Source organism: Sinorhizobium chiapasense (assembly GCF_045277575.1).
Lineage (GTDB): Bacteria > Pseudomonadota > Alphaproteobacteria > Rhizobiales > Rhizobiaceae > Ensifer > Ensifer chiapasense_A.
Map to the genome: position 1 here is coordinate 553,448 of NZ_CP144206.1, position 24,262 is coordinate 577,709.

The 24,262-nt window shown below is 60.3% G+C and carries 23 protein-coding genes; 7 read left to right on the forward strand and 16 right to left on the reverse strand.

Annotated features, from left to right (window positions below; all coding sequences use genetic code 11):
• The first annotated feature begins 5 nt into the window (after window positions 1-5).
• The 5 genes from QM996_RS21415 to QM996_RS21435 are packed head-to-tail and all read left to right on the forward strand — an operon-like array spanning window position 6 to window position 5,340.
• Window positions 6-833 (forward strand): ABC transporter permease, encoded by an 828-nt coding sequence (locus QM996_RS21415; RefSeq protein WP_334198068.1) that lies wholly within the window; start codon window positions 6-8, stop codon window positions 831-833.
• Window positions 830-1,609, forward strand: a complete 780-nt coding sequence (locus QM996_RS21420; RefSeq protein WP_334198069.1) for an ABC transporter permease — start codon at window positions 830-832, stop codon at window positions 1,607-1,609. Before QM996_RS21415 ends, QM996_RS21420 begins: the two co-directional genes overlap by 4 nt.
• The gene (locus tag QM996_RS21425; RefSeq protein WP_334198070.1) at window positions 1,602-2,630 is read left to right on the forward strand and encodes an ABC transporter ATP-binding protein; all 1,029 of its coding nucleotides are present in this window, start codon (window positions 1,602-1,604) and stop codon (window positions 2,628-2,630) included. Before QM996_RS21420 ends, QM996_RS21425 begins: the two co-directional genes overlap by 8 nt.
• Before the next feature lie 5 nt (window positions 2,631-2,635).
• Window positions 2,636-3,556, forward strand: coding sequence for a nucleoside hydrolase (locus QM996_RS21430; protein WP_334198751.1), 921 nt, complete (start codon window positions 2,636-2,638; stop codon window positions 3,554-3,556).
• Window positions 3,553-5,340: an adenine deaminase gene (locus QM996_RS21435; protein ID WP_334198071.1), complete on the forward strand. Its 1,788-nt coding sequence runs from the start codon at window positions 3,553-3,555 to the stop codon at window positions 5,338-5,340. The genes QM996_RS21430 and QM996_RS21435 overlap by 4 nt, the downstream gene beginning before the upstream one ends.
• A gap of 144 nt (window positions 5,341-5,484) precedes the next feature.
• On the opposite strand, the gene QM996_RS21440 is transcribed toward QM996_RS21435, so the two are convergent.
• Window positions 5,485-6,660 (reverse strand): M20 aminoacylase family protein, encoded by a 1,176-nt coding sequence (locus tag QM996_RS21440; RefSeq protein ID WP_334198072.1) that lies wholly within the window; start codon window positions 6,658-6,660, stop codon window positions 5,485-5,487.
• A 194-nt stretch (window positions 6,661-6,854) separates the two neighbouring features.
• Between QM996_RS21440 and QM996_RS21445 the strand changes: the two genes are divergently transcribed.
• Window positions 6,855-7,535 (forward strand): phosphoribosyltransferase, encoded by a 681-nt coding sequence (locus QM996_RS21445; RefSeq protein ID WP_334198073.1) that lies wholly within the window; start codon window positions 6,855-6,857, stop codon window positions 7,533-7,535.
• A gap of 1 nt (window position 7,536) precedes the next feature.
• Here QM996_RS21445 and QM996_RS21450 read toward each other — a convergent pair whose 3' ends face one another.
• From QM996_RS21450 to QM996_RS21490, 9 genes are all read right to left on the reverse strand, one after another.
• Complete coding sequence (locus tag QM996_RS21450) at window positions 7,537-8,781, reverse strand: sensor histidine kinase (RefSeq protein ID WP_334198074.1); 1,245 nt, start codon at window positions 8,779-8,781, stop codon at window positions 7,537-7,539.
• A 3-nt stretch (window positions 8,782-8,784) separates the two neighbouring features.
• Window positions 8,785-9,483, reverse strand: coding sequence for a response regulator (locus tag QM996_RS21455; RefSeq protein ID WP_334198075.1), 699 nt, complete (start codon window positions 9,481-9,483; stop codon window positions 8,785-8,787).
• 131 nt (window positions 9,484-9,614) lie between these two features.
• Window positions 9,615-10,148, reverse strand: coding sequence for a Spy/CpxP family protein refolding chaperone (locus QM996_RS21460; RefSeq protein ID WP_334198752.1), 534 nt, complete (start codon window positions 10,146-10,148; stop codon window positions 9,615-9,617).
• Between the two features lie 432 nt (window positions 10,149-10,580).
• Complete coding sequence (locus tag QM996_RS21465) at window positions 10,581-12,248, reverse strand: GH32 C-terminal domain-containing protein (RefSeq protein ID WP_334198076.1); 1,668 nt, start codon at window positions 12,246-12,248, stop codon at window positions 10,581-10,583.
• 114 nt (window positions 12,249-12,362) lie between these two features.
• Window positions 12,363-13,718: a NosD domain-containing protein gene (locus QM996_RS21470; RefSeq protein ID WP_334198753.1), complete on the reverse strand. Its 1,356-nt coding sequence runs from the start codon at window positions 13,716-13,718 to the stop codon at window positions 12,363-12,365.
• 120 nt (window positions 13,719-13,838) lie between these two features.
• Complete coding sequence (locus QM996_RS21475; protein WP_334198077.1) at window positions 13,839-14,981, reverse strand: ABC transporter ATP-binding protein; 1,143 nt, start codon at window positions 14,979-14,981, stop codon at window positions 13,839-13,841.
• A 13-nt stretch (window positions 14,982-14,994) separates the two neighbouring features.
• Complete coding sequence (locus QM996_RS21480) at window positions 14,995-15,828, reverse strand: carbohydrate ABC transporter permease (protein WP_334198078.1); 834 nt, start codon at window positions 15,826-15,828, stop codon at window positions 14,995-14,997.
• Entirely contained in the window at window positions 15,821-16,702 is an 882-nt protein-coding gene (locus QM996_RS21485; protein ID WP_334198079.1) for a carbohydrate ABC transporter permease, read from the reverse strand. Before QM996_RS21485 ends, QM996_RS21480 begins: the two co-directional genes overlap by 8 nt.
• Window positions 16,703-16,770: 68 nt before the next feature.
• Window positions 16,771-18,030, reverse strand: a complete 1,260-nt coding sequence (locus tag QM996_RS21490) for an ABC transporter substrate-binding protein (protein ID WP_334198754.1) — start codon at window positions 18,028-18,030, stop codon at window positions 16,771-16,773.
• Window positions 18,031-18,200: 170 nt separating this feature from the next.
• Between QM996_RS21490 and QM996_RS21495 the strand changes: the two genes are divergently transcribed.
• On the forward strand, window positions 18,201-19,229 hold the full coding sequence (locus QM996_RS21495; protein WP_334198080.1) for a LacI family DNA-binding transcriptional regulator: 1,029 nt from the start codon (window positions 18,201-18,203) through the stop codon (window positions 19,227-19,229).
• 293 nt (window positions 19,230-19,522) lie between these two features.
• Here QM996_RS21495 and QM996_RS21500 read toward each other — a convergent pair whose 3' ends face one another.
• The 6 genes from QM996_RS21500 to QM996_RS21525 all read right to left on the reverse strand — a co-directional run bounded on the left by QM996_RS21500 (window position 19,523) and on the right by QM996_RS21525 (window position 24,069).
• Window positions 19,523-19,987, reverse strand: coding sequence for a DUF411 domain-containing protein (locus tag QM996_RS21500; RefSeq protein ID WP_334198081.1), 465 nt, complete (start codon window positions 19,985-19,987; stop codon window positions 19,523-19,525).
• A 186-nt stretch (window positions 19,988-20,173) separates the two neighbouring features.
• Entirely contained in the window at window positions 20,174-20,464 is a 291-nt protein-coding gene (locus QM996_RS21505; RefSeq protein ID WP_334198082.1) for a copper-binding protein, read from the reverse strand.
• Window positions 20,465-20,491: 27 nt separating this feature from the next.
• Complete coding sequence (locus QM996_RS21510; RefSeq protein WP_334198083.1) at window positions 20,492-20,977, reverse strand: cupredoxin domain-containing protein; 486 nt, start codon at window positions 20,975-20,977, stop codon at window positions 20,492-20,494.
• A gap of 50 nt (window positions 20,978-21,027) precedes the next feature.
• Complete coding sequence (locus QM996_RS21515; RefSeq protein ID WP_334198084.1) at window positions 21,028-22,365, reverse strand: multicopper oxidase family protein; 1,338 nt, start codon at window positions 22,363-22,365, stop codon at window positions 21,028-21,030.
• A 13-nt stretch (window positions 22,366-22,378) separates the two neighbouring features.
• Window positions 22,379-23,842, reverse strand: a complete 1,464-nt coding sequence (locus QM996_RS21520; RefSeq protein WP_334198085.1) for a TolC family protein — start codon at window positions 23,840-23,842, stop codon at window positions 22,379-22,381.
• Complete coding sequence (locus tag QM996_RS21525; RefSeq protein ID WP_173518693.1) at window positions 23,839-24,069, reverse strand: hypothetical protein; 231 nt, start codon at window positions 24,067-24,069, stop codon at window positions 23,839-23,841. The genes QM996_RS21520 and QM996_RS21525 overlap by 4 nt, the downstream gene beginning before the upstream one ends.
• Window positions 24,070-24,262: the final 193 nt, after the last annotated feature.

Genomic DNA, 24,262 nt, shown 5'->3' on the forward strand with positions numbered 1-24,262 from the left:
GAAGGATGTTCCAGAACCGCGCCGAAGCCCTGGCGCTCGCTCTGCCGGCGGCGGTCTTCGCGGCGATCGTCTTCCTCGCGCCGGTGGTGATCCTGCTGGCGGAGGGATTTCGCAACGCCGATAGCTGGTCGTTTGTCGCCTATACGAACTTCTTCTCCGACCCGCTGAACCGTACCGTCTTCCTGCGCACTTTCCGGCTCGGCCTGATGGTCACCGCCGTTTCGGCCGTCATCGGCTATGCTGCGGCCTTTGCGATCGTCAATCTGACGCCGCGCAGCAAGGGACAGATGATCGGCCTCGTCGTGCTGCCGCTGATGATCTCGTCGGTCGCCCGTACCTATGCCTGGATCGTCATTCTCGGCCGCACCGGCATCGTCAACCAGGCGCTCCAGCTTGTCGGTCTTTCGGACGAGCCGATCCGTTTCCTCTTCACCGAAACGGCCGTGTTCATTGGTCTCTTGCAGCTCTTCCTGCCGCTGATGATCCTGTCGCTGATCAGCGCGCTCGAAAACATGCCGAAGGATGCGATCCCGGCGGCCCGTGTTCTCGGCGCCAACTGGTTCCAGGTGTTCTTCAAGGTGATCCTGCCGCTGACCAAGGAAGGCCTCGTGATCGGTGGCACGCTGGTCTTCACCGGCTCGCTCACCGCCTACATCACGCCGGCGATCCTCGGCGGCTCCAAGGTGCTGATGCTCGAAACGCTGCTCTACCAGCGCGTCACCGTCGCCAATGACTTCGTCTCGGCAAGCGTCATCGCCTTCATCCTGATCGTCATGAGCTTTGCCGCCAATCTTCTCCTGAAAAGGCTTGCCACCGCGAGGAACAAGCGATGACACCGCGCGTCTTTACGCCTCTCGTTCTCTTCCTGGTGATCGGCTTCCTGATCGGGCCGTTCTTCATCATCGTTGCCGCCTCGCTTTCCGGCGGCGAGACGCTCGCTTTCCCGCCGCAGGGCTTCTCGCTGCAATGGGTCGCGAAGGTCTTCACGGTCGAGAGCTTCCGCGAGAGCTTCGCGATCTCGATGCTTTTGGCGATCGGCGGTACCGCCGCAGCGCTCGTCCTCGGGGTACCCGCATCCTACGCGCTTTCGCGCTACAAGCTGCCTTTTGGCGAAACGGTCAGAACCATCGTCTCACTGCCAATCATCGTGCCCGGCATCATCGTCGGCCTGGCGCTCTTGCGCTATATCGTCGTGCCCTTCGGCGTCAACATCACGCTGGTGCTGTTCCTGGCGCACACGGCGCTGGTTTTGCCCTATGCGGTGCGCGTCGTCTCCGCCAGCCTCAACAACCTGCGCTCCGATATCGAGGAGGCGGCGGTGCTGCTCGGCTCTTCTCGCGCCGGTGCCTTTTTCCGGGTGGTGATGCCGAATATCCGCAGCGGCATTCTCGCCGCCTTCATCCTCGGTTTCGTCACGAGCTTCAACCAGGTGCCGGTGTCGCTCTTCCTCTCCGGCCCGGGCGTGCGCACGCTGCCGATCGACATGCTCTCCTATATGGAGATCACCTACGATCCGTCCGTCGCAGCCCTCTCCGCACTGCTCGCCTTCATGTCCATCGGCATCGTCTTCCTTGCCGAACGCTTCCTGGGGTTCTCTCGCTATGTCTGACACCGCCTTCCTCAGCCTTGAAAAACTGACGCTCGCCTACGGCGACACCGTTGCGGTGAAGGATCTCGACCTTTCGATCCGCAAGGGCGAGCTCGTGGCGTTCCTGGGCCCCTCGGGCTGCGGCAAGACCACGACGATGCGCTCGATCGCGGGCCTTCTCTCGCCGGCCTCCGGCGCGATCAAGCTCGACGGCGCCGATATTACCCGCGTTTCCGCGAACAAGCGCTCAGTGGGCCTCGTCTTCCAGTCCTATGCGCTGTTCCCGCACCTGACCGTGTTCGAGAACGTCGCCTTCGGCCTGCGGCTGAAGAAGCTGCCGGCGAACGAGATCGAGAGCAAGGTGACCGCCGGGCTGAAATCGGTCGGCCTTTCGAAATTCTCCGCCCGCAAACCGGGCGAACTTTCCGGCGGCCAGCAGCAGCGCGTCGCGCTGGCGCGCTCGATGGTAATGGAGCCGAAGGTGCTCTTGCTCGACGAGCCGCTATCGAACCTCGATGCGCGCCTTCGCCTCGAAATGCGTACGGAACTGCAGCGTGTGCAGAAGGAAACCGGCGTCACGATGATCTTCGTCACCCATGACCAGGGCGAGGCCCTGTCGCTTGCGGACCGCATCGTCGTCATGCTGAACGGCGCGATCGAGCAGATTGGCACGCCCGAGGACATCTACAACCGCCCCGTCTCGCGTTTCGTCGCCGACTTCGTCGGTTTCGAAAACATCTTTGCCGTCGAGGGCGGCAAGCTCAAGGCCGGCAACGGCCCGATCGAACTCTCCGGATCCCTGCCGCCTGACACGGCAGGGCTTGCGTGGCGTCCGCGCATGGTGACCCTGGGCTCAGGTCCTTTCCAGGGCACCGTGCGCGGAGCCTCTTTCTCCGGCAGCACGCGCGAATATCTGCTCGATACGCCGCTCGGCGCGATCAAGGCGGAAGAGGATGCCGCGCTCGCAGCGCGTGAAACCGGCTCTGCCATTGCCTTCGACCTGCCGGCCGAGAAGGCCGCGCGCCTCAAGAAGTTCGGTTGACGTCAATGGGTGTCTGGATCGATACGGACATGGGCTTCGACGACATTGCCGCGGTGCTTGTCGTTCTCCATGCCGGTGAAGAAATCGACGGCGTCTCCCTCGTCTTCGGCAATACGCCGCTGGATCAGGTGAAGCGCAATGCCGCCGGCGCCGCACGCGCTTTCGGCTGGGCCTTTCCCATCCATGAAGGGCGCGCCCTGCCGGTGCTCGGCAAGCTCGAAACCGCCGAGCGCATCCTCGGCGTAGCCGGCATGCCGACCGCCGGGCTGACGCTGCCGCAAGTCGATGCGTTGCCATCGAGCGACGCCTTTGCCGCGCTTTGCGCTTGGCTGGAACAAGAAGGGACGAGGCGTGTGCTTGCGCTCGGGCCGCTCACCAATCTCGCAGCCCTTTGCGTTGCCCGCCCGGACCTTGCCGCGCGGATCACCGATCTCACCTGGATGGGCGGCGGCGTCACCAGCGGCAACCATACGGCTTCCGCCGAATTCAACGCCTTCGCCGATCCGGAGGCACTGGCCATCGTACTCGCGCGCGGCTTGCCGCTGCGCATGGTCGATCTTGACCTTTGCCGCAAGGTCTTCGCCTACCCGGACGACGTGGCACCGATCCGTTCGGCCGGCGGTGCCAAAGCGGCGCTGATCGCCGATCTGCTTGCGGGATACATCTCGATCGGCACCAGACGAGGCCGGCCGGGCATGGCGATCTATGACCCTTGCGCCGCCGTCGCCTTCGTCAATCCGGGGGCTGTCTCCTTCCGAAGTGCGCGTATCGATGTCGAGCTCGGCGGTTCGCTCACGCGCGGGCGCACCGTCGTCGAAACGCGCGAAAGCCATGCGATCTTCAATGCTGAATACGCGGTCGATGCTCATGTGGAAACGACCCGAGCACAGATTCTCGGCGCCCTGATGAAGGAGGCGCAGCAATGAGCGCCGTGCAGCAGCCTCACGACCTGATGGATGCGACGCTCCGCACTCGAGCCGTGGCAGCAGCACGCGGCGACGAACCGTTTGAGGTCCTGATTAGGGGCGGGACGCTGGTGGACGTGGTGACGGGCGAGCTTCGCCCGGCCGATATCGGCATTGTCGGAGCGTTGATTGCGAGCGTCCATGAGCCCGCCGCGCGCAGCGATGCGGCGACCCTCATCGATGCGAGCGGCGCCTTGGTTTCCCCGGGTCTGATCGATACGCATATGCATGTCGAAAGCTCGATGGTGACGCCGGCGAATTACGCCAACGCAGTGCTGCCGCGTGGCGTCACGACCGTCGTCTGGGATCCGCACGAATTCGGCAATGTCAACGGCGTCGCCGGCGTGCGCTGGGCCGCGGATGCCATTGCCGGGCTGCCGTTGCGCACGGTCTTGCTGGCGCCTTCCAGTGTGCCGTCTGCACCCGGGCTGGAACGGGCCGGCGCCGATTTCGACGCCGGCGTTGTCGCCGACATCCTGAGCTGGCCGGAAATCGGCGGCATCGCCGAGATGATGAATATGCGCGGCGTCATCGACAGCGAGGCTCGGATCGGCGCGATCGTCCAGGCGGGGCTCGCAGCCGGTAAGCCGGTTAACGGTCATGCGCGCGGCCTTGAAGGCGCCGATCTGCAGGCTTTCGTCACCGCCGGCGTCAGCTCCGACCATGAGCTCGTCTCGGGCGATGATCTGATGGAAAAGCTCAGGGCAGGTCTGTCGATCGAATTACGCGGCTCGCACGATCACTTGCTGCCGGAATTCGTCAAGACACTCAACGGCTTGGGCCATCTTCCACAGACGGTGACGCTCTGCACGGACGACGTATTCCCCGACGATCTCGCCCAGGCCGGCGGTCTCGATGACGTCGTTCGCCGGCTGGTCCGCTATGGTTTGCCCGCTGAATGGGCGCTTCGGGCGGCGACACTGAATGGTGCGGTTCGGCTGGGCCGACACGATCTTGGTGTGATCGCGCCAGGGCGTCGGGGGGATATCGTGCTCTTCGACGATCTCGTCGAATTTCGCGCACGCACGGTCGTCGCAAGCGGCAAAACGATTGCCAGTGCCGGCCGGATGATCGAGCCGTTGACCGGTCTCGCTGCCGATAGGCTGCACGGCACAATGAAGATCGCCCCGCTTTCGGAGAACGATTTCCGCATTGGCGCGGATGGCGTGAAAGTGCGCGTCGCGACCATCGATCGCCCGCGCTTTACCCAGTGGGCCGAAGCCATTGCCGAAGTCGAAGACGGCTTCGTCGTTCCGCCCGAAGGTACGACGATGATTGCGGTGGCGCATCGCCACGGGCGCGCCGACAGCCTGCCGCGCGTCGGTCTCCTGTCAGGTTGGGGCCACTGGCGCGGCGCCTTTGCGACTACGGTCTCGCATGACAGCCATAACCTCACCGTCTTCGGCGGCAATGCGGCCGATATGGCGGTCGCCGCCAACGCAGTGATTGCTGCCGGCGGCGGCATGGCCGCGGCGTCTGGCGGCAAGGTCGACGCGCTCCTGCCGTTGCCGCTCGCCGGACTGGTCTCGGAGGAGCCGCTGGAAGAGGTCGCCGCAAGCTTTGCCGAACTCCGGGAGGCCGTCGGCCGCATCGTCGACTGGCAACCGCCTTATCTGGTCTTCAAGGCCTGCTTCGGTGCGACGCTCGCTTGCAATGCGGGACCGCACCAGACCGACCGCGGCATCGCCGATGTCGTCACCGGCAAGCTGATGGAAAGCCCTGTTCTGGAGGTGCTTGAAGCGTGAGCTGCATGAGCTGCCCACCAAGGCGGCTCGTGAAAGCGAGGGGCAAATCCGTAGCAGCAGATCGCTTCACGCTTCAGGAAAACGATCTAAGCGTCTGTGATCGGCCGCTTTCGAACGGTCTTCCGCCTCTTCGCTTGGTACGCGCTATCCGGCGCGTGCGAGTTCCTGCTCGACCAGCGTCGACCAGAAGGCAACGCCCGGGCCGATCGCCGCATCGTTGAAATCATAGGCAGTGTTGTGGTGGAGCGCGCCATCGACGGCGGGCCCGTTACCGAGCCAGACGTAGCAGCCGGGCGCTTCGAGCCCGAAGAAGGCGAAGTCGTCGCCTGCCGTCGAGGGCGGAAATGCCGTGCGGGTCTTCGCGCCGAAGACGGTCTGGGCCGCCTTCAACGCCCGCGCGCTGGCATCGGTGTCGTTGACGACAGGCGGAATGCGGCGCTCGAATTCATAGTCGACGGAAATCCCGTACATCTCCGCAGTACCGCGTGCGAGCCGGCCGATCTCGCTTTCGAGCTGGTCGCGGACTTCGGGCGTATATGCGCGCGCCGTGCCGCCGATCTCGACGATATCCGGAATGACGTTCAGCGCCTTCGGGTCGCCGGCGCGCACGGAACAGGCGCTGACGACGGCCGGCTGCAGCGGATCGACGACACGGCCGACAATCGATTGCAGCGAGGCGAGGAAGGTGCCGGCAGCCGTCACCGGATCGCGACCGAGATGCGGCTTGGCGCCGTGGGTGCCGACGCCGCGGAAGGTGAGCCGCCAGCTATCCGATGAGGCAAGCTGGGGGCCTGCGACGACGGCCATTTCGTCCGGATCGAGGCCGGGCATATTGTGCAGGCCGTAAACGGCATCGCAGGGGAAGAGCTCGAAGAGCCCATCCTCGACCATGCGCTTCGCGCCGCCTCGCCCCTCCTCGGCCGGCTGGAAGATGAAGTGCACGGTGCCGGAGAAATTGCGCGTCTTCGCCAGATGGCGGGCAGCGCCGAGCAGCATCGCGGTGTGGCCGTCATGGCCGCAGGCGTGCATCTTGCCGGGCTCCCGGGATTTGTAGGGGCGGTCGGCGATCTCCGGCATGGCAAGCGCGTCCATGTCGGCGCGAAGGCCGATCGACCGCGTTCCATTGCCGACCTGCAAGGTGCCGATGATGCCGGTTTTTCCCAAGCCCCGATGAACCTTTAAGCCTGCCTCTTCAAGCCATTTGGCAACGAGCTCACTGGTTCGTACCTCCTCGAAGCCCAATTCCGGATGGGCATGCAGATCGCGACGGAAGTCGGTGAGGAAGGTGAGGTCGTCGGCTATTCCGTCTGGCAGGCGCATCGGCAGGCATTCCCATGTTTCATCCGGTGAAGGGGCTTGTGAATTCCGCGCGCTTTGCTCTGCCCGCGGTGCCCTTTCGGTTTGATCGAAGTCGCAAACGGTATAGACGAAAACCGCCGGGACCAGAACAGCAAGCCGGCCTTTTTGGTCGCCTTTCATTCCAGGGCGAAAGCGTGCAGACGAGGATGAAACCGATGCAGCCCCACGACTTCTGGCAGGATATCTATCCGCCGAAAAGCTTCGACATCCAGGCGGGTTATCGGGATTTCTTCCCGGCGACACTCGGTGATAACAGCCAGATCCTGTTACCGATTCGGCCGCTCGCCGACGGCAAGCACGCGCTCGCTTCTTTGATCGTCAATCAGGCCAGTTTTGCCGTCGAGGACGGACTGGCAACCGAACTTGCAGCAAAGCTCGCGCCCTTCGAACCGGATGTCGTCGCAGGCCTACCGACCCTGGGTTTGACGCTTGCCTCCGCCGTTGCGCGCAAGCTCGGCCATAGCCGCTACGTGCCGCTCGGGACGTCCCGGAAATTCTGGTACGTGGATGACCTGTCGGTGCCGCTTTCCTCGATCACCACGCCCGACCAGAAGAAGCGGCTCTATGTTGATCCGCGCATGCTGCCGCTGCTGAGGGGGAAACGCGTGGCGCTGATCGACGATGTGATCTCCAGCGGCGCGTCGATCGTTGCAGGACTCACGCTGATGGACGCCTGTGGCATCGCGCCAGTCGCGATCGGCGCGGCCATGCTGCAGACCGAGCGCTGGCGCCAGCCGCTTGCCGAGCTTGCACCCCATTGGCCTGAGCGTGTCGTCGGGGTGTTCCAAACGCCGATGCTTCAGCGCGACGAGAATGGCATCTGGCGTGCCGTTTAGGTTATTGATGCGCCGGAAGCGATACGACGAAGCAGGCGCCCCCGTCCGACGGAGCCTGATAGCGGACCGCGCCGCCGTGGCGCTCAGCGATCTGACGCACCAAGGCCAGCCCCAATCCCCAGCCGCCTGAGGCCTCGCCGCGTCCCGAAGGGCGATAGAAGGGCTCGAAAACGCGAGTGCGCTCGTTCTCCGGTATGCCCGGGCCGTTATCGCGAACCCTGAGTTCAACCGTGCCGCCTGCCCGCGAAACGGTGGCCGTGACAGGAGGACGACCGTGGCGTAGCGCGTTCTGCATGAGATTGCGCACGAGCCTGCCGAGTAAGCGCACATCGCCTCTGACGATCGCCGCGACGCCGGTGACGTCGACGCCGTTGCGCGCGCCTTCTTCCGAGACCAAAGCCAGAAGATCGATGGGCTCGAGCGCATCGAGCCTCTCTATGTGGTCAAGCCGGCTTGCCAGCAGGATCTCCTCGACCAGCGTGTCGAGTTCGGCAAGGTTGCGGACGATCTCCTCCTTGCGGTTGTCGTCCGGGGCCTGTTCATAGAGGTCGATCGCCATCCGCAGGCGCGCGAGCGGTGAGCGCAGTTCGTGGCTGGCATTGGCGAGAAGTGCGCGATGTGACTTGATCAGCCGCTCGACATGATCGGCGGCCTTGTTGAAGCTCTTTGCCACCGCCGCAACCTCATCGCTGCCATCGTCGGGCACACGCGCCACGAAATCGCCGATGCCCCAGGCATCCACGCCAGCGCGCAGCCGCTCCAGCCGACGGGTCAGGTGGCGCACAACCGGATAGGCTGCAAGCCCGATGACGCCGGCAATCAAGGCCAGGTAGGCGAGCGGATTGCGGTTGGACGGACGGAAAGGCGGCGCCATGCGCACGGCCACCGTGCGTCCGTCGGGCAACGCGGTCACCATGGTGTGGAACCGGCCTCTGCCTTGAGGCCACGATCCGTCTACCGCGTCAGGTGGAAGCGGCCGGCCGGCATTGGCGATCAGCTTGCCTTGCGGATCATAGACGGCGATGTCGGCGCCTAAGCCCTTTGAAAAACGCTCCAGCGTCTCCTCGACCGACCGCCGGTCCATGTCGGGCGGGATAAGCGTCGCGACGAAACGGGCGCGCTGGCTCTGCCAACTGGAGTCATCCTCGTCCTGCCCCAGCCACACGAACGCGGCACTGGCGATAGCGACCGCCGCAAGGCTCGCCAGCAGTGTCAGGTAGATCTTCAGGAACAGCCGGCTGCGCATCGCCTATCTCTCATCGTCCTGAAAGCGGGCGAACACATAACCGGCGCCGCGCACCGTGATGATGCGCCTTGGATGCTTGGGATCGGTCTCGATGGCCGCCCTGATGCGCGACACATGGACGTCGATGGAGCGGTCGAATGCATCCAGCTCCTCGCCTTTGACCATGTCCATCAATTGCTCACGCGACAGAATGCGGCCGGCATTTTCGGCAAGCGCCACGAGTAAGTCGAACTGGTAGCTGGTCAACGCACATTCACGGCCGTCGACCCTGACCGAGCGGGAGCCAGGATCGATCTCCAGCCGTCCAAAGCGAAAGGCCCGCGAAGTGGCTGTACGACCGTGTCGGCGACGCAGGATCGCCTTCAGCCGCGCCAGCAATTCGCGCGGGTTGAAGGGCTTGGGCAGATAATCGTCGGCGCCGAGCTCCAGCCCAACGATACGGTCTGTCTCTTCGCCTTTGGCGGTGAGCATCAGGATAGGCACGTCAGAGACCGAACGTATGCGCCGACAGGCTTCGAAGCCGTCAAGATCTGGCAGCATGATATCGAGAATGACAACGTCCGGCGCGCGGCGGCCGAGGTCGGCAAGGCCCGCCATGGCCGTCGCCACCGTGTGTACGGTGTAACCGTTTCCGGAAAGATAGTCGGCGAGCATGGCAGAAAGGCGCGTATCGTCGTCAACGATCAGGACCCGTTCCGCCATCTCTTCTCGCTCCGTTTCGTAGCCTTCAGGCGCGCCTTATGAGAGGCGCGGAGACGCCGTAGCACTTCAAATCGCTGCATGTTCTTGTCCTCAAATCGGCTCCAAGGAAAGATGCAGCAGCCGAGCCAGTCTTACCACCGACCGTGGCCTCCGCGCTCCTTCAAATGCTCGGCGAGCTTGGCGCGCTGTTCTGGTGTCAGCACCTCGGCGGCGTCGATGAGCGCGCTCGTCATCTTGCGCGAGGCCGCGTCGATGGCTGCGATGCGCTCACTGCGCAGTTTTTCAGCCGCGGCGCGATCGATCGTCGGCGAGCCGAGGAGTTCGATAACCTGGTCACGCGTCTCGCGGAAGTCCCGGAAAGTTGGCCTGATTTCAGCGCGGGCCGTGTCGATGATGTCCCAAAGCTTGTCTTCCTGCTCGGACGTCGCATCAAGTTCATCGAGCACGGAACCGATCCGGTGTTCCATAAAGCCGCCACCTCCCATGTACGCGTGCATCATGTGGCCGCCCATTCCGAAGCCGAAGTCACTGCGTGCGGCTGCAAAACCGATCCCGCCGATAACCGCGACGGCTGCGAGGCCGCCGATCAGGAGGCGTCGCCCCCATCGCTTCGGGGCGGGTCCACCCGTGGCCGGGCTCGCCAGCGTCTTTTCCTCGTTTTCCATTGCCAGTCTCCTTTCAGTGCGCAGCAATTGCTGCGGTGGAGGAAATCTAGCGGGCCAACGTTTCGAGCGTTCCACGCGAATGTAAAGAAATGTAAAGCCAGCCGCATGCGCGCCCAACCCTCGCACGTCGCCCCGCGCCGACCTCGATTATTTCCAGCGCTGCCAGAGCGCGAAACGCCTCTCTCGCGATCGTCCTGGATACGTCGAGTTGCGCAGCGATGGCCGTTCGCTGGGCATGGGATTCCCCGGCTGCAACTGGTTTTGCTCAAACGAGCCGCAGCTGCCTGTTGCTGCTACGAGCCGGTGGCGGCCCGATTTCCTCGGGCTGGATTGAGCTCAAATATTTCTGCGCCTCGGATTGGCTTTGATCAGAATCACGTCCCCCGAGTGGGCATTACCGCCAGCGTTGCTTCAAAGCGTTTCGGACCAGCACTAGGTTGAGGCTAGGCGGCATACACTAGCGGATGATCCTGACTGGATAGCCAGCCTATCAGGTTGTGAATCCAAATAGCTACGCCGCGTGCCACAGATCGCTCCGTGGTCCGCGAAAATCTCCACAATCCCTCTGTCGTAGATGACGCGCAAATTCGATGCCTGAGGCAACGTGCTCTGGTATCGGATCGAACCATCATCCTGGGGCAGGCTCACAGATATAGTTCCATCTTTCACGCAAATTGAGAAAGAAGGCCGACCTTGCTGAGTAGCCGAAATTGAGGTGCCCTCCAGACGGCCGTCAAGGCGAACCTCGATCGGTGCATCGGGCAAGGGGAAAAGCAACGACTCAATGGGCTGTATAGCGATGCGGTTAACTTTGCCATCAAACTCAGAGGCGGGCCTCATACAGATGCGGTCAAGTTCATCTAAGTACAGCTCCCGAGGGACGGACATCTCCCCCGAATAGGGTGACCCGTCTGGTTTTCGGAACTCCCAGTTGAACAGCCACGCGAGTGCTATCTGCCTACCCGATGTCGAGAAGCTTTGCATTGCATAGAAGTCGGTCCCGAAGTCGAGGAGTTGAAGCGTGTCCGAGTGAGGAACAAAGCGATCGTCGAGGAAATCTCCAACTAGCCCGTAAAGGAGGTTGTGCCGGCCGCTTTCAGGATCGCGGTGACCCACAAAACCCATAATCAGCACCCATTTGCCACCGACGGTAAAGAAGTCCGGACATTCGACTGCCCTTGCTCCCTCGAGACGGAAAGATGGGGGTGCGCGGAAAAGCGGTCCCAAGTAGCTCCAGTCGACCAAGTTATCGGATCCATAAAGTAGAACGGCCGGGTCGCCGTGTATGGAAGCGCCGAGTACCATACGATAGGCGCCGCTGACTTCATCCCACCAAACTTTGGGATCGCGAAAATCGTGCTCCACTCCCTTTGGACGCTGCTCCAGGACGGTCACGATGCTTTCTGCTTTGATGATCCGACGATCTGGGCGAGCGATTTTCTGAACTTCCCGATAGCCTTTGAAGAGGTCATAGGCGGGAAGGCGCTCTGTGTAGAAGAACATCAAACTTCCGTCTCGATCGCGAAATGCGTTGCCGGAGAATGCGCCCCCGGTGGCTCCGAGGCGCCATAAGTTCTGCTCTGGATGCAGGAAGACCGGCATGTGGAGCCAATTGATTAGATCGTGGCTGGTCGCATGTCCCCAATGCATCGGTCCCCAGTCGCTGCCGATGGGATGGAATTGATAAAACAGGTGCCATAGCTCGCCGACTTTACAGAGACCAACGGGGTCATTCATCCAATGTCGGCAGGGAGAAAAATGGATTTGCGGGCGATCGGGATCGCTCTCCAGCCACGTGTCGATTTCTTTGCCAACGCGGAGCGATATTTTGTCAGCGCTGAACTCCCAGAGCCTTATGCCTTCCTCAGCGACCTTCGCCGGGTCGTAGGAATAGGCCCAGAGGAACGACTCTGGTCTGTCCCATTCGACGATGACCGTTCCAGCTTCCCGATGGTGATAAGAGTAATAGGCTGGGTGAGATTCAAGAGCTGATGCTTGCCACAGAATCTGGTCATCCTGCGAGATTGTAACGGCACCGGGTCCGCAGGCCCAGAATTCCAGACGTTCGCCTGAGGCGAAGAAAACAGTCTCTTTAGCCATATATCGACACGCAATTTAGAGGAAAGGGGGTCGGCCTGAAACCGACCTCGGTTACTTCCGGGAGGAGGTTTAGCTGTTCGAAGGCCCGCGTTCGGGCCAGTGCCGCGTAGGCCACTATTGACCAGGAACTGGGGTGCCCCTGAATGCATTCAGCGTTCTGTCCATCTCAACCTGTTCGTCATTGCCTGAATCTAGGACTGTATTCCGTACCGCCTCTTTTTGCACCCGTACTGCCGTTACTTCGAGCGCCTTCAAGTTATCAGTTGAAAGCAACGCGCCCACTTGTGTTGAAAAACAGGCGCTGTTTGGTGCATCGTTGATTTGTGATATTTCGGTTGTGGCCACAATGTGATTATTGGCTATGTAATTGCCGCTGCCGGAAACTACATTAATTATCACAGGCTTTGCTGAGGGTGGCCTGATATATTGGGTATCTATTGTTTGCGAAATGTGGTTGGCGATGATTGAATTGTTGCTGCCGTCGAGCCGCAAAAGCCCGAACAGATCATCCAATCCGTTATCGTACTTCTGCATGGGCGCCCATGGCTCGCGGTCTCGCAAGAAGTGATTTGAGGAGACCAAGTTCTCGCAACAATTGGCGGCAAAAACCAACATGCCGGGATAAAAGGAATGAAATCTGTTTCCTGTGATCGAGGAACGCACCACGCCGGAAAAATGGACACTGCTAGCTCCTCGGGGGAATACATTGTTTGAGGATACTAGAATGCCCCCATAGTTTTCAGCGTATATGGAATGTCCCTTATATCCGGCTCCGACAAAGTTATTCGCTATCCTTGAGGCCTGTCCCATGCCCTTTAATTCGATGCAGTTGCCACACTCTGCGATGAAATTGTTATCTATCGCGAGCGCGTCTGCATCATGAACAGTAACTCCATGCTCCAGATAGATAAGACCCATCCCCGTTATTCGGAATGAGTCATTCGGGCTGCCTACATAGATTCCCGTTTTGCCATTCTTGTATGTATTTTCTGCATCATTTTTCCCCGAGCCATCGTCAACGAAGTGCAGGCCATCGATGCAAAAATCAGCGAACTCCACAGAGCTTATACGAGGATTTCCTGTGCGCTTAACATAAAACGCGGCTCCAGCAGCCTCGCCGTCGGCGGCTTCTGGAGAAGTGTCCACGAGTATGCGACTTCCGCCCGGCCACACTTCGTGCCAGTGCGCCAGTTCGTTTGCGGGTATGTTGAAGCGGATGCTCGAAGACGTAAAACCATGTCCAGAGCCCACAATTTTCAGATAGCTCACGTCTATAACGACTTGAGTGACAAGACGATAATCGCCTGGCGGTATATAGATCACTGCCCCAGGTTTTCCGCCATCATTTAGATCGGAAACCGGTTGCCTGCGTCTAATATCCTCAATGATACTATTGATGACCACACCGATATCCTCAAGGGGATTACCGACGGGATACTTCGTTACGTCGTAACAGTTTTCGCTAACCATTGTTAATGTCTCCGCGGACATCTCTTACTCCACAGCGCGTTTTCGATTGGCTTGTTGCTCGCAATCGTTGCAGGCGATTGGTGTCGACAGCCGGGCTAGTCACTCTTGGTTTTCTCCGCATCACCAGATGCTGGTGCGGGTGTTCGGTTCAAAGAAGTGAAGTTCTTCGGCATCGACGGCGATGCGCGCGATGTCACCTGCGCGTACCGTGCTCTTCGGAGAAAAACGGGCCACAGCAGCTCTTTCGTCGCCGATGTCGGCGACGGCATCCGGGTCGCCAGCATCCACCCACGCTGCGTCGATATTCAGATGCACCAGGGATTCAGAACCTAGCGCCTCAACAAGAGTGACCGGGGCCGAGATCTCGGCCGAAGAAGGCCGGATCGCGGCGTCGTTCATGTGCTCGGGCCGGAAACCGACAATCACCTGACGGTTAGACGCACCGTTGAGGGAGGGGCGGTATTCGAAGACCCGGTCTGGGATTTCGAAACTGTTGCTGCCCAGGGTTAGCGTCCTTCCATTCAGGACGGCCTCGTACAAGTTCATCGAGGGCGATCCGATGAAGGCGGCGACAAAGACATTTTCTGGGCGATTGTAAAGGTTTTGCGGTGTGTCGACTTGCTGGAGCACGCCACCTTTCATGACAGCTACGCGGTCGCCCATTGTCATTGCCTCGACCTGATCGTGGGTCACATAAATCGTAGTGACATTCAGTTTTCGTTGCAGACTGGCGATCTCGCCGCGCATCTGCACGCGCAGCTTGGCATCGAGATTGGAAAGCGGTTCGTCCATCAGAAATGCTGCCGGCTTGCGAACGATCGCCCGTCCCATGGCGACCCGCTGGCGCTGGCCGCCCGAAAGGAGTGCCGGTCTGCGGTCCAGCAGGGCAGTCAGCTCGAGAATACGTGCAGCCTCGTTAACGCGACTGTCGATCTCGGTCGTTGGCAGTTTCGCCATCTGCAGAGGAAAGGCTATGTTTTCGCGGACCGTCTTATGGGGATAAAGCGCGTAGGACTGAAACACCATTGCGATGTCGCGATCCTTGGGATCGACATGGTTGACAACCCTGTCGCCGATCCTGAGTTCGCCGCTGGAAATACTCTCCAGGCCGGCGATCATACGGAGCGCGGTCGACTTCCCACACCCCGACGGGCCCACAAACACCATGAACTCGCCGTCCCTGATATCGAAGTTGAGGTCGTGAAGGGCGTGAAAGCGGTTGCCGTAGACCTTGTTGATATTGCGTAGCTCTATGCCGGCCATGCTTCTGTCTCCTTCATCCCTTTACAGCGCCGAATGTCAGGCCGCCGACGATCTGTTTTTGAAGTGCAAGCGTTACGACGATGACCGGAAGCGAGTAGAGCACCGCGGCCGCGGTCATCGCGCCCCAGGCAAGCCCGTAGACCGAGTTGTATTCGGCGATGACGATCGGTGCTGTTTTCGTAGTCTCCGATGTCAGCAGCAACGCGTAGAGAAACTCGTTCCAGCTCGTGATGAAGGTGAAGAGCGCGGTGACTGCGATCCCACCCGTCATGACCGGAAGGACGATCTTTCGAAAGGCCTGGAAACGCGTGCAGCCATCCATGCGCGCTGCTTCTTCGAGCTCCCTCGGCATGCCTTCGAAGAAGGCGGACATGAGCAATAGAGCCAGCGGCACGGCGGCCGAGGTGTGGGCGAGAACAAGGCCCGGGACCGTATCGAGTAAGCCCAGAGACTTTAAAAGCTGGAACAGTGGCACACCCAAGGACACCGACGGCACCATGCGCGTGACCAGTGCAAAGAGCAGGAAGAGGGTCGTGATCCTGCGCCGGTACTGTGTGGCGACATAGGCGGCGGGAACGGCCACTGCCAGCGAAAGCGCAGTTGTCAGCACCGCCACGGTGAGGGAGTTGAAGAAGGCTTTCGGTAGCGTCGACGATCGCAGGACTTCGCGAAAATTTTCGAACGATAGAACGGCCGGAAAGAAGCTCGGGGGGATCTGCTGGACATCGGCAGCCGGCTTGATGGAGGTCATGAGCAGATAAATGTAGGGCAGCGCGTACGACAGCACGAGCACGAGAGCAGCCGCGTTTATTAGTACACTGACATTGAGGCGGCGAGCCTTATGCATGGACCGGCCTCCAGATTTTCCAATAGGCGAGGGCAGCCAAAAGCATCATGACGATAAGGAAGAGGGCGCCGGATGCGGAGGCTTCCCCGAGGTCGCCGAAGCGAACCATGCGTTGGTAGATGTTCATCGAGAACACTTCCGAGGCATGGCGGGGACCACCTTGGGTCTGTATCCAGATCAGGTCGAAAGTCTTAGCGGCATCCACGCCGCGTACGATGACGACGACTGCGATCACCGGCCGCATGAGTGGCAGGGTTACGTGCCAGAAGCGTTTGAGCGCATTCGCCCCGTCGATCCGGGCTGCTTCCAGCAGGTCTTTTGGGATATTCGTCAACCCGGCATAGGACACAAGAGCGACAAAGGAGGTCGTCAACCAGATGTCGGCAAAGGAGACAGAATAAATGACGATGTCCTCGCTGGAGAGCCAGGCAATTTCATTGGGATCGTCGATCAGCCCCAAGTGAACGAGCCCGTAGTTCAGGATGCCGATATTGCCAACGAGGAGAAACCGCCACAGCAGGCCCGCGACGATGGGTGGGACCATCAACGGCAGAGCGAAGATCGTACGGTGCCAACGCGACTCCCCAGCCATCGCCGAAAACAATAACGCAGCACAGAAACCGAAAGTGAATTCAAAGAACAGCGCGAAGACCGAATACTGAACGGTCCTCAGAGCGCTCTCCGCAACTCGTTTCGACGTCAACGCGTCGACATAGTTCTGCAGCCCGACCCACTCGCGTATGTGGGGCGTAATCGTATCGACCTTGAAAAAGGAATCGAAGATCAGGAGCCCGACCGGGTAGGCGACCAGCAATCCGAGGATCGCTACCGCAGGCGCAAGCATGCAGAGCACAAATCGGTCTTCACCCGACATGTCCGTCTCCAAGAGATGATATTGCGGGCGGCATCTCATCCGCCCGCGGCATTGAGATAAACGTCGGATTAGTTGAGGATATCCTCAATCGTCTCCTTGGCTTCCTTCAGCACTTCTCCGATATCCGCTTTGCAAGTCAGGGCCTCCTGAACAGCGGGCAAGACAGCTTCGTCGACGATTTCCTGATATTTCTCGTTGATCGGCCGGCCTTGTGTCGCGGGCGCGCTCAGCGTCTCGAGAAGTGGGGCGAAGTGTTCATACCCCGATTTTCCCGAATAGCTACGATAGGCGGAATTCGTTGCGGCAAGGCCGAGCGGCGCCTCAATGCCCAAGGCATTGTTAGCGATCGCGAAAGCGATGAATTTCTTCGCCGCGTCCTTGTGCTGGGAAGTCGAGGGGACAACGTTGTACCATGGGCCAGGAATAGCAGCGATTCCGGCGTCGCCGGCCAACATCGGCACGACGCCGACCTTGCCGCTGACCTTTGAATCTGCAGGCGTCATCTTATAGGCGTGTGCCCAGAACTTCGTCATGGCCGTCTTGCCCTGGTAGAACAGGTTCTGCGCCTCACCCCAGCCGATTTCGTTGACGTTTTCTGGAACCGAATGATCCACGCAGTGCGACGCAATATAGAATTCGAGCGCTTTCCGGTGCGCGTCATTGTCAATGATGACCTGCCCGTCCTTATCGAGGATCACACCCGGTGAACCCGCCTGCAACACATGAGCCATCCACTCCTCAGAGAAGGTGCCGATGGTGTCGGTGCCCCAGAAGTCAATCTTGCCATCGCCATCGGTGTCGCGCGTGAAGAATTTCGCGATCTCACGCCACTGCTGCCATGTCTTGGGAGGGGCGAGTGGGTAGCCATACTTCGCCTGAAACGCTTCCTTCTCCTCCGGCTTATCGAAGAGATCTTTGCGATAGAAGACGATCTCGGCATTTGCCCAAGCAGGCATGCCAATCACTTTGTCACCGACCTTCGCGTCTGCCAGCAAGGCTGGCGGCAAGTCCGCCCGAATTGCATCGGTAAAAAGAGATGAAATATCTTCGACGTGGCCGGCGAACTTCGCATTCCAAACGACATCGATAGTAACGACATCGAACGCCGAAGAGCCGGAGGCGATTTCGGCTGAGAACTTATCAAAGACGCCCTGGTAGGGAACGACGGTGAAGTTCACCTTTATTCCGGTCTCGGCGGTGAACTTTTCGGCGACAGCCTTCTGCAGCATCTCGCCGCCGCCTTCCACCAAGATATTGATGGTCTCGGCCTTGGCAGAGGCCGCCATGAGAACAAGCGCGAGCGCGCTAGCACCAACCAGTCTCTTCATCGATTCCTCCCGCGCTTGCCTGGGCGCTTGCGTTCGTGCCCTTGCTTTGCCGGAACATAGTCGCCTTATGACGACGTTGTCAACGCGCATTGTCGACGTTGTCAGAAAAATATGTCGACGTTGTCATATAACTGGTTTAAAACGGTGCCCAGCAAGGAGATTGGCGGGACATGGTCAGCATTATCAGCGTCGCGAAAGCGGCCGGGGTTTCCAACAAAACAGTTTCACGAGTTATTAACGGTGAGCCTTATGTGACTGAGGAAACCCGGGAGCGTGTGGAAAAGGCCATCCGGGACCTCGGCTATATTCCGAACATGGCGGCGCGCCTCATTCGTTCGAGCCGTTCCAACACCTTCGGCATCATCACAGACTATGTGTCTACCACACCCTATTCTGTCGACATTGTGCGAGGAATACAGGATTGGGCAAATGCCAACGGGAAGACCATCCTCATGGCAAATACAGGCGGCTCTATCGAGAGAGAGGCTGAAGTCTGGAAAATGTTTCAGTCCCATCGGATTGATGGGGTCCTTTATGTCACAATGTACCGTCGCACCGTGGATCCTGAGGCAGGCGATGTCCAGATTCCGACGGTGATGATCAACTGCAGGTCTCAGACGAACGAACTGTTACCGTCGATCGAGCCTGATGACTACCAGGGCGCACAAGATCTTACCCGCTATCTGCTTGACAAGGGTCATCGAAAGATCGGCTACATCCGGCTCAATCCAATTCTTCTGGGCGCGGAACTGCGCCTGGAAGCATTCCTCAAGACAACTAGGGAATTCGGTCTCACGGAGGGCGATCTCGCTATCAAACTTGGTATGGAAGGGCCCGTCGGGTCAGAAAACAACTACGTCTTTGCGGCTGCGACTGAAATGCTCATTCAGAAGGACCGTCCTACCGCGATCATGAGCGGTAATGACGAAATGGCGATCCAAATTTATATAGCAGCTTTGTCTCTAGGTCTGCGGATTCCAGAAGATATCAGCATTGTGGGCTTCGACGATTTCCGCACCGTTTCGATGGCCTTGAAACCTGAACTGACGACGGCGGCACTACCATACTATGACCTCGGGTTGACGGGTGCGGAACGCTTGAACACACTTTTGCAGGGTAACAAAAGTGACCGACCTCAATGGGTGTTGCCCTGCAAGCTCATAGAACGCGGATCTGTCAGCCCATCCGCGTGTTCTTGATAAATATCCTTTGTTGGTTTTCGCTGAGCTTCTCGATGTCGGCGGCCTATGTTCTTGCACGCCAAGTGCGCTCGCAACGGTCTTGCTCGCAATCCCGTCGGTGCAGCGAAGCCGCTCCGCCTCGCTCGAAATCCGTGGTCGGGCAGTCGCACTTGTCACTGCCCAATTTCCCATGGAGCGACCAAGCGTATAATGTAATGAAGTTCAGTTGAAGTAATGAGTTCAGTTTGAAGTCCAAGGCGCCTCCACCACCGCGGAAGCGCCTTCGAAGCTCGGGCGCCCGCCGCGAAGTCCTATTTCGCCGGTCTTACCTGATAGTAGACCGTCGACTGCGCGCCGGTCGCCTTGGCAATCGTATAGACGTCATAGGAGGCCTGCGGGTCGTTGCCCATGCCGAGCGAGCCTGAGGGCATGCCGGGGACGGCGAGCCCGGCGATATCGGGCCGCTCAGACAGGAGCTTGCGGACTGCTTCCAGCGGCACGTGCCCTTCGATGATATAGCCGTCGATGACGGCGGTGTGGCAGCCTTCCATGTCGGCCGGCACTGCGAAGCGCGTCTTGATGACCGACATATCGGCTTCGTCGTGGATGTCGACCTTGTAGCCGGCTGCCTCCATCGCTTCGGCCCATTGCTCGCAACAGCCGCATTGCGGATCCTTGTAGATGGCCATGGTGCCCGTTGCCGCCGCGGCGCCTGTCGCAAAGAGGGTGATGCCCGCAATCGTGCCGGCCACGAAATGCCTGCGTAACACGTTCATCGAACACTCCTTTCCGTTTCGGTCTGAGTTGGAGATTGTGGCGCCCGGGCCGTACAAAGTCGACCCGGGCCTACTGCATGTCTCCTCAAATCGATGTCGATTTGAGGACGAAGACATGCAGCAAATCAAAGTGCTACAGCGGTCTTTGCGCGTCTGATTAAGACGCGCGACGCTGTAGTGTCGCAGTTACTTGATTTCGGTCACGGTCAGCTTGCCGTTGACCCGGTCGGCGACGAATTCGATCGCTGCACCTTCCTTGAGCTTGGCGAGCAGGGTGTCGTCGCCGACGCGGAACACCATGGTCATGGCCGGCATGTCGAGGTTCTTCAGGTCCTCGTGGTCGATCGTCACCTTCTTGGCCTTGGTGTCGATTTTCTTGACGACGCCCTTGGTGAACTCCGCCGCCTGGATGGGGAGGGCAAACGTTGCGGTGACAGCGAGCGCGAGCGCCGCGAAGAGGGTACGTGCTGACTTCATGGTTTCATCCTTTCCTTTTGCTCTTGGTTACTTCTTCACGACGTCGAGCGGACCGTGCATGCCGGCGTCATAGTGGCCGGGCACCAGGCAGGCGAACTCGAAGGTGCCGTCATTGGTGAAGGTCCAGTAGATGTCGCCGGACTTGCCGGGCTCGAGGCGAATGGCATTCGGGTCGTCGTGCTCCATGTCGGGAAATTTCTCCATGGTGGCCTTGTGCTCCTGGATCGTCGCCTTGTCGTCGAGGACGAATTCGTGGGCGAGTTCGCCTGCGTTCTTGATCGCGAAGTGGACCGTCTGACCCTGTCGGACCTTGATGGTCGCCGGTGTGAAGATCATCTTGCCGTCGTCGGTTTCCTTCATGGCGATGCGGATCGTCTGGGTCGCCTTTTTCTTGTCGCCGGCTTCGCCAATGGACACCTTGCCGTGGCCACCGGCATGGCTGCCGCTGGCAAGTGCCTGGGAGGAAAGGGTGGACGCGGCAATGAGTGCCAGAGCGAAAGCTGTCTTCTTCATCGTATGTTTCCTGGTGGATTTGAGAGAGTTCATTGCGATCTGCCGTTCCGTCATGGTTTCGGCGTGATCACGGTCTTGGCATCCTTGGCCCGAGTTGCTTCCGGCAGTTCGCCGGTCCACTCCCAGGCTTGCGTTCCTGGCGGGTTTTCGTACCAGCCGGGGTCGCTGTAATCGCCGGCAGAGATGCCCTCGCGCACCTTCACCACCGAGAACATGCCGCCCATCTCCAGCGCGCCGTGCGGACCCCAGCCGGTCATCATCGGGATCGTGTTGTCGGGGAGCGGCATTTCCATTTCGCCCATATCGGCCATGCCGGCCGTACCCATGGGCATGTAGTCGTGCTTGACCTTGCGGATCTTGGCCGCGACCGATTTCTTGTCGGTGCCGATGAAGGTCGGGATGTCGTGTCCCATCGCATTCATCGTGTGGTGCGACTTGTGGCAGTGGATTGCCCAGTCGCCCTCGTATTTGGCGTCGAACTCGTAGGCGCGCATGGCGCCTACGGGAATGTCGATCGACACTTCCGGCCAGCGCGCCTCCGGCCGCACCCAGCCGCCGTCGGTGCAGGTCACCTCGAAATCGTAGCCGTGCATGTGGATCGGATGGTTGGTCATGGTGAGGTTTCCGACCCGCACGCGCACCCGGTCGTTCTTGGAAACGACCAGCGGATCGATGTCCGGGAAAATGCGGCTGTTCCAGCACCACATGTTGAAGTCGGTCATTTCCATGATGCGCGGAACATAGGTGCCGGGGTCAATGTCATAGGCGTTGAGCAGGAACACGAAGTCGCGGTCGACGCGCATGAAGTTCGGATCCTTCGGGTGCACCACGAAGAAGCCCATCATGCCCATGGCCATCTGCACCATCTCGTCGGCATGTGGGTGGTACATGAAGGTGCCGGACTTCACGAGGTCGAACTCGTAGACATAGGTCTTGCCGGCCGGAATATGCGGCTGCGACAGGCCGCCGACGCCATCCATGCCCGACGGCAGGATCATGCCGTGCCAATGGATGGTGGTGTGCTCCGGCAGCTTGTTGGTGACGAAGATCCTGACGCGGTCGCCTTCGACCGCTTCGATCGTCGGACCCGGTGACTGGCCGTTATAGCCCCAGAGATAGGCGGTCATGCCATCCGCCATTTCCCGTTCGACCGGCTCGGCGACGAGGTGGAACTCCTTGACGCCGTTGTTCAGCCGGTGGGGCAGCGTCCAGCCGTTGAGGGTGACGACGGGATTGTAGTCGGGTCCGCTCGTCGGAACGAGAGGCTTCTGGGTGGTGGCGTTGTCCATGCTTGCCGCTTCGGGCAGGCCGGAGTTGGAGGTCTGCGCCCAGGCGGCGGTCGAAACGAGGGCTGCGCCGGCGCCGAGGAAGTGCCTTCTGTTGAACATGATGCGATCCTTCTTAATGTCCTGCGCCGCCGGCTTCGGCCGCTGCCGGCGCCGTTTCTGCTCCAGCCGATCCACCCGATCCGCCGCCGTGGATGGCTGTCATCAGATCGGCATCGGCCAGCCAGAAATCGCGCTTTGCGTTGACGGCGAGCACCGTCGAATTGACTTTGGCCCTGACGTCGGCGAGCAGTTCGAAGGTGCTGGTGATCATGCCGTTGTAGCTGAGCGTCGCTTCCTCCTCGATCTTGGTTCGCAGCGGCACGACATTGTTGCGGTAGTGCCGGGCAATTTCGTAACGCGAGCGATAGGCCTCATAGGCCGAGCGTGCTTCCGAGCGGATGTTGACCGCCTTTTCCGCAAGCAGGTTCGCCGCCCGCATGTGGGCGAGTTCCGCCTTGCGCATGCGCGCGCTTCCGGTGTCGAAGATCGGGATGACGAATTCGAGCTCGAATTGCCCTGTTGTCTCGACCTTGGTGTCGTGATCCTCGCGCTCCCGCTCGGTTTCGGCGCCGGCGACCAATTCAAGGTCGGTCACGTAGCGGGTCGCTTCGGTCAACTGGTAGGACTTCGCCACGGCTTCGAGATCGAGCCGGGCGATTTGCAGGTCGACGCGGCGCTTCAGCGCTTCCGCCTCGATGCTGTCCTTGCGGGCAAGCGTCTTCGGCAGGTTCGGCAGGCGGTTCGGGACCTGGTAGTCAACGTCGGCGCCCCAGAGGCCCATCAGCCGTGTGAGGTTTTCCTTGGCAAGACGCGCCGCAAGCCGGGCTTCGGCCGCCTGGCCGGCGAGTTCCGCGTTGAAGACGTGCTCGCGCGCCTGACTACCCTTGCCCATGGCACCGGTCTCGCCGAGTTTCGCCGCCAGTTCGGAAGAGGCATCCGCCGCAGCCTGTGCTTGGCTGAGCTGCCCGACGGTTTCCCATGCGGCGACTGCTTCGATCCAGGCGCGGCGCGTTTCGGCGGCAAGCTGCAAGGTGCTGAGTGCCGCGTTGAGCTGTGCCTGGCGGAAGCGGGCATCGGCGACGGCGATGGTCTTGTCGCGGGTCAGGAGCGCCAGGATGTTGGTGGTAACGAGACCCTCGATAGCTTTGTAGGCTTGGAGTTCCGGTGTACCGATGCCGGTGGTGCCGATCGAGACGGTGGGGTTGAGGAAGAGCGTCGCCTGCCAGGCATCCGCCGAGGCATCGCCCAGATCGGCATAGGCTGCCTGCAGCCCCTTGTTGTTGAGAAGGGCGATCTGAACGGCGGTGTCGGCGTCGACCGTTTTGCGTTTCAGGAGCGCCTTGACCTCGGCATTGACCTTGTCGGCCTGCTCGCGATTCTGGATCCAGACGCTTTTCTTGGTCGCCGCCGTGGAGATCTTGGCATCCACGGTCGCAAAGCCGGCATCCTTCGTCGAATATTCGGCATTGGTGGCGCAGCCGGCAAGCACGAGCGGCAGTCCGATCGCTGCCACGAGATTGAAACGATGAAGCCTCATGACGCGTCTCCCTTGGCGGTCGACTGCGCGTCGTTGAGCGGACCCCAGGCCTTGGGGCCGGTCGGTTCGCGGTGGGTGTAGCCCGAAATGGGGCTACGATACTGCGTGCTTCGAATGCCGCTGGAGCTGTCAGCGGGATCGCCAAGGCTTGAAACCTCGGCAGGCAAAGTGGCAGCGCATCCGCCCAGGATGATGGGCAGGAGCGCCATGGAAAACAAACGTTTCATGGTCAAACCTGAAATGTGAAGGGCAGAGATCGGCGACGACCGGAAACAGACCGGGCGGGCCTCGTCGCGGACCGCGCTACAGCTCCCTGTGCATCACCAGGCACGCAAAGGTCGCTGTAACACTTTGAATTGCTGCAGGTTCAGGCCCTTGAATCGGCTATGATCAAGGGAAACATGCAGTCGCGGTCACGGA

What these genes read in the sequence shown, in the direction of transcription:
- QM996_RS21415 (WP_334198068.1), top strand. Translation starts at nt 6, where the DNA reads ATGTTCCAGAACCGCGCCGAAGCCCTGGCGCTCGCTCTGCCGGCGGCG.
- QM996_RS21420 (WP_334198069.1), top strand. Translation starts at nt 830, where the DNA reads ATGACACCGCGCGTCTTTACGCCTCTCGTTCTCTTCCTGGTGATCGGC.
- QM996_RS21425 (WP_334198070.1), top strand. Translation starts at nt 1,602, where the DNA reads ATGTCTGACACCGCCTTCCTCAGCCTTGAAAAACTGACGCTCGCCTAC.
- QM996_RS21430 (WP_334198751.1), top strand. Translation starts at nt 2,636, where the DNA reads ATGGGTGTCTGGATCGATACGGACATGGGCTTCGACGACATTGCCGCG.
- QM996_RS21435 (WP_334198071.1), top strand. Translation starts at nt 3,553, where the DNA reads ATGAGCGCCGTGCAGCAGCCTCACGACCTGATGGATGCGACGCTCCGC.
- QM996_RS21440 (WP_334198072.1), bottom strand. Translation starts at nt 6,660, where the DNA reads ATGCGCCTGCCAGACGGAATAGCCGACGACCTCACCTTCCTCACCGAC.
- QM996_RS21445 (WP_334198073.1), top strand. Translation starts at nt 6,855, where the DNA reads ATGCAGCCCCACGACTTCTGGCAGGATATCTATCCGCCGAAAAGCTTC.
- QM996_RS21450 (WP_334198074.1), bottom strand. Translation starts at nt 8,781, where the DNA reads ATGCGCAGCCGGCTGTTCCTGAAGATCTACCTGACACTGCTGGCGAGC.
- QM996_RS21455 (WP_334198075.1), bottom strand. Translation starts at nt 9,483, where the DNA reads ATGGCGGAACGGGTCCTGATCGTTGACGACGATACGCGCCTTTCTGCC.
- QM996_RS21460 (WP_334198752.1), bottom strand. Translation starts at nt 10,148, where the DNA reads ATGGAAAACGAGGAAAAGACGCTGGCGAGCCCGGCCACGGGTGGACCC.
- QM996_RS21465 (WP_334198076.1), bottom strand. Translation starts at nt 12,248, where the DNA reads ATGGCTAAAGAGACTGTTTTCTTCGCCTCAGGCGAACGTCTGGAATTC.
- QM996_RS21470 (WP_334198753.1), bottom strand. Translation starts at nt 13,718, where the DNA reads ATGGTTAGCGAAAACTGTTACGACGTAACGAAGTATCCCGTCGGTAAT.
- QM996_RS21475 (WP_334198077.1), bottom strand. Translation starts at nt 14,981, where the DNA reads ATGGCCGGCATAGAGCTACGCAATATCAACAAGGTCTACGGCAACCGC.
- QM996_RS21480 (WP_334198078.1), bottom strand. Translation starts at nt 15,828, where the DNA reads ATGCATAAGGCTCGCCGCCTCAATGTCAGTGTACTAATAAACGCGGCT.
- QM996_RS21485 (WP_334198079.1), bottom strand. Translation starts at nt 16,702, where the DNA reads ATGTCGGGTGAAGACCGATTTGTGCTCTGCATGCTTGCGCCTGCGGTA.
- QM996_RS21490 (WP_334198754.1), bottom strand. Translation starts at nt 18,030, where the DNA reads ATGAAGAGACTGGTTGGTGCTAGCGCGCTCGCGCTTGTTCTCATGGCG.
- QM996_RS21495 (WP_334198080.1), top strand. Translation starts at nt 18,201, where the DNA reads ATGGTCAGCATTATCAGCGTCGCGAAAGCGGCCGGGGTTTCCAACAAA.
- QM996_RS21500 (WP_334198081.1), bottom strand. Translation starts at nt 19,987, where the DNA reads ATGAACGTGTTACGCAGGCATTTCGTGGCCGGCACGATTGCGGGCATC.
- QM996_RS21505 (WP_334198082.1), bottom strand. Translation starts at nt 20,464, where the DNA reads ATGAAGTCAGCACGTACCCTCTTCGCGGCGCTCGCGCTCGCTGTCACC.
- QM996_RS21510 (WP_334198083.1), bottom strand. Translation starts at nt 20,977, where the DNA reads ATGAAGAAGACAGCTTTCGCTCTGGCACTCATTGCCGCGTCCACCCTT.
- QM996_RS21515 (WP_334198084.1), bottom strand. Translation starts at nt 22,365, where the DNA reads ATGTTCAACAGAAGGCACTTCCTCGGCGCCGGCGCAGCCCTCGTTTCG.
- QM996_RS21520 (WP_334198085.1), bottom strand. Translation starts at nt 23,842, where the DNA reads ATGAGGCTTCATCGTTTCAATCTCGTGGCAGCGATCGGACTGCCGCTC.
- QM996_RS21525 (WP_173518693.1), bottom strand. Translation starts at nt 24,069, where the DNA reads ATGAAACGTTTGTTTTCCATGGCGCTCCTGCCCATCATCCTGGGCGGA.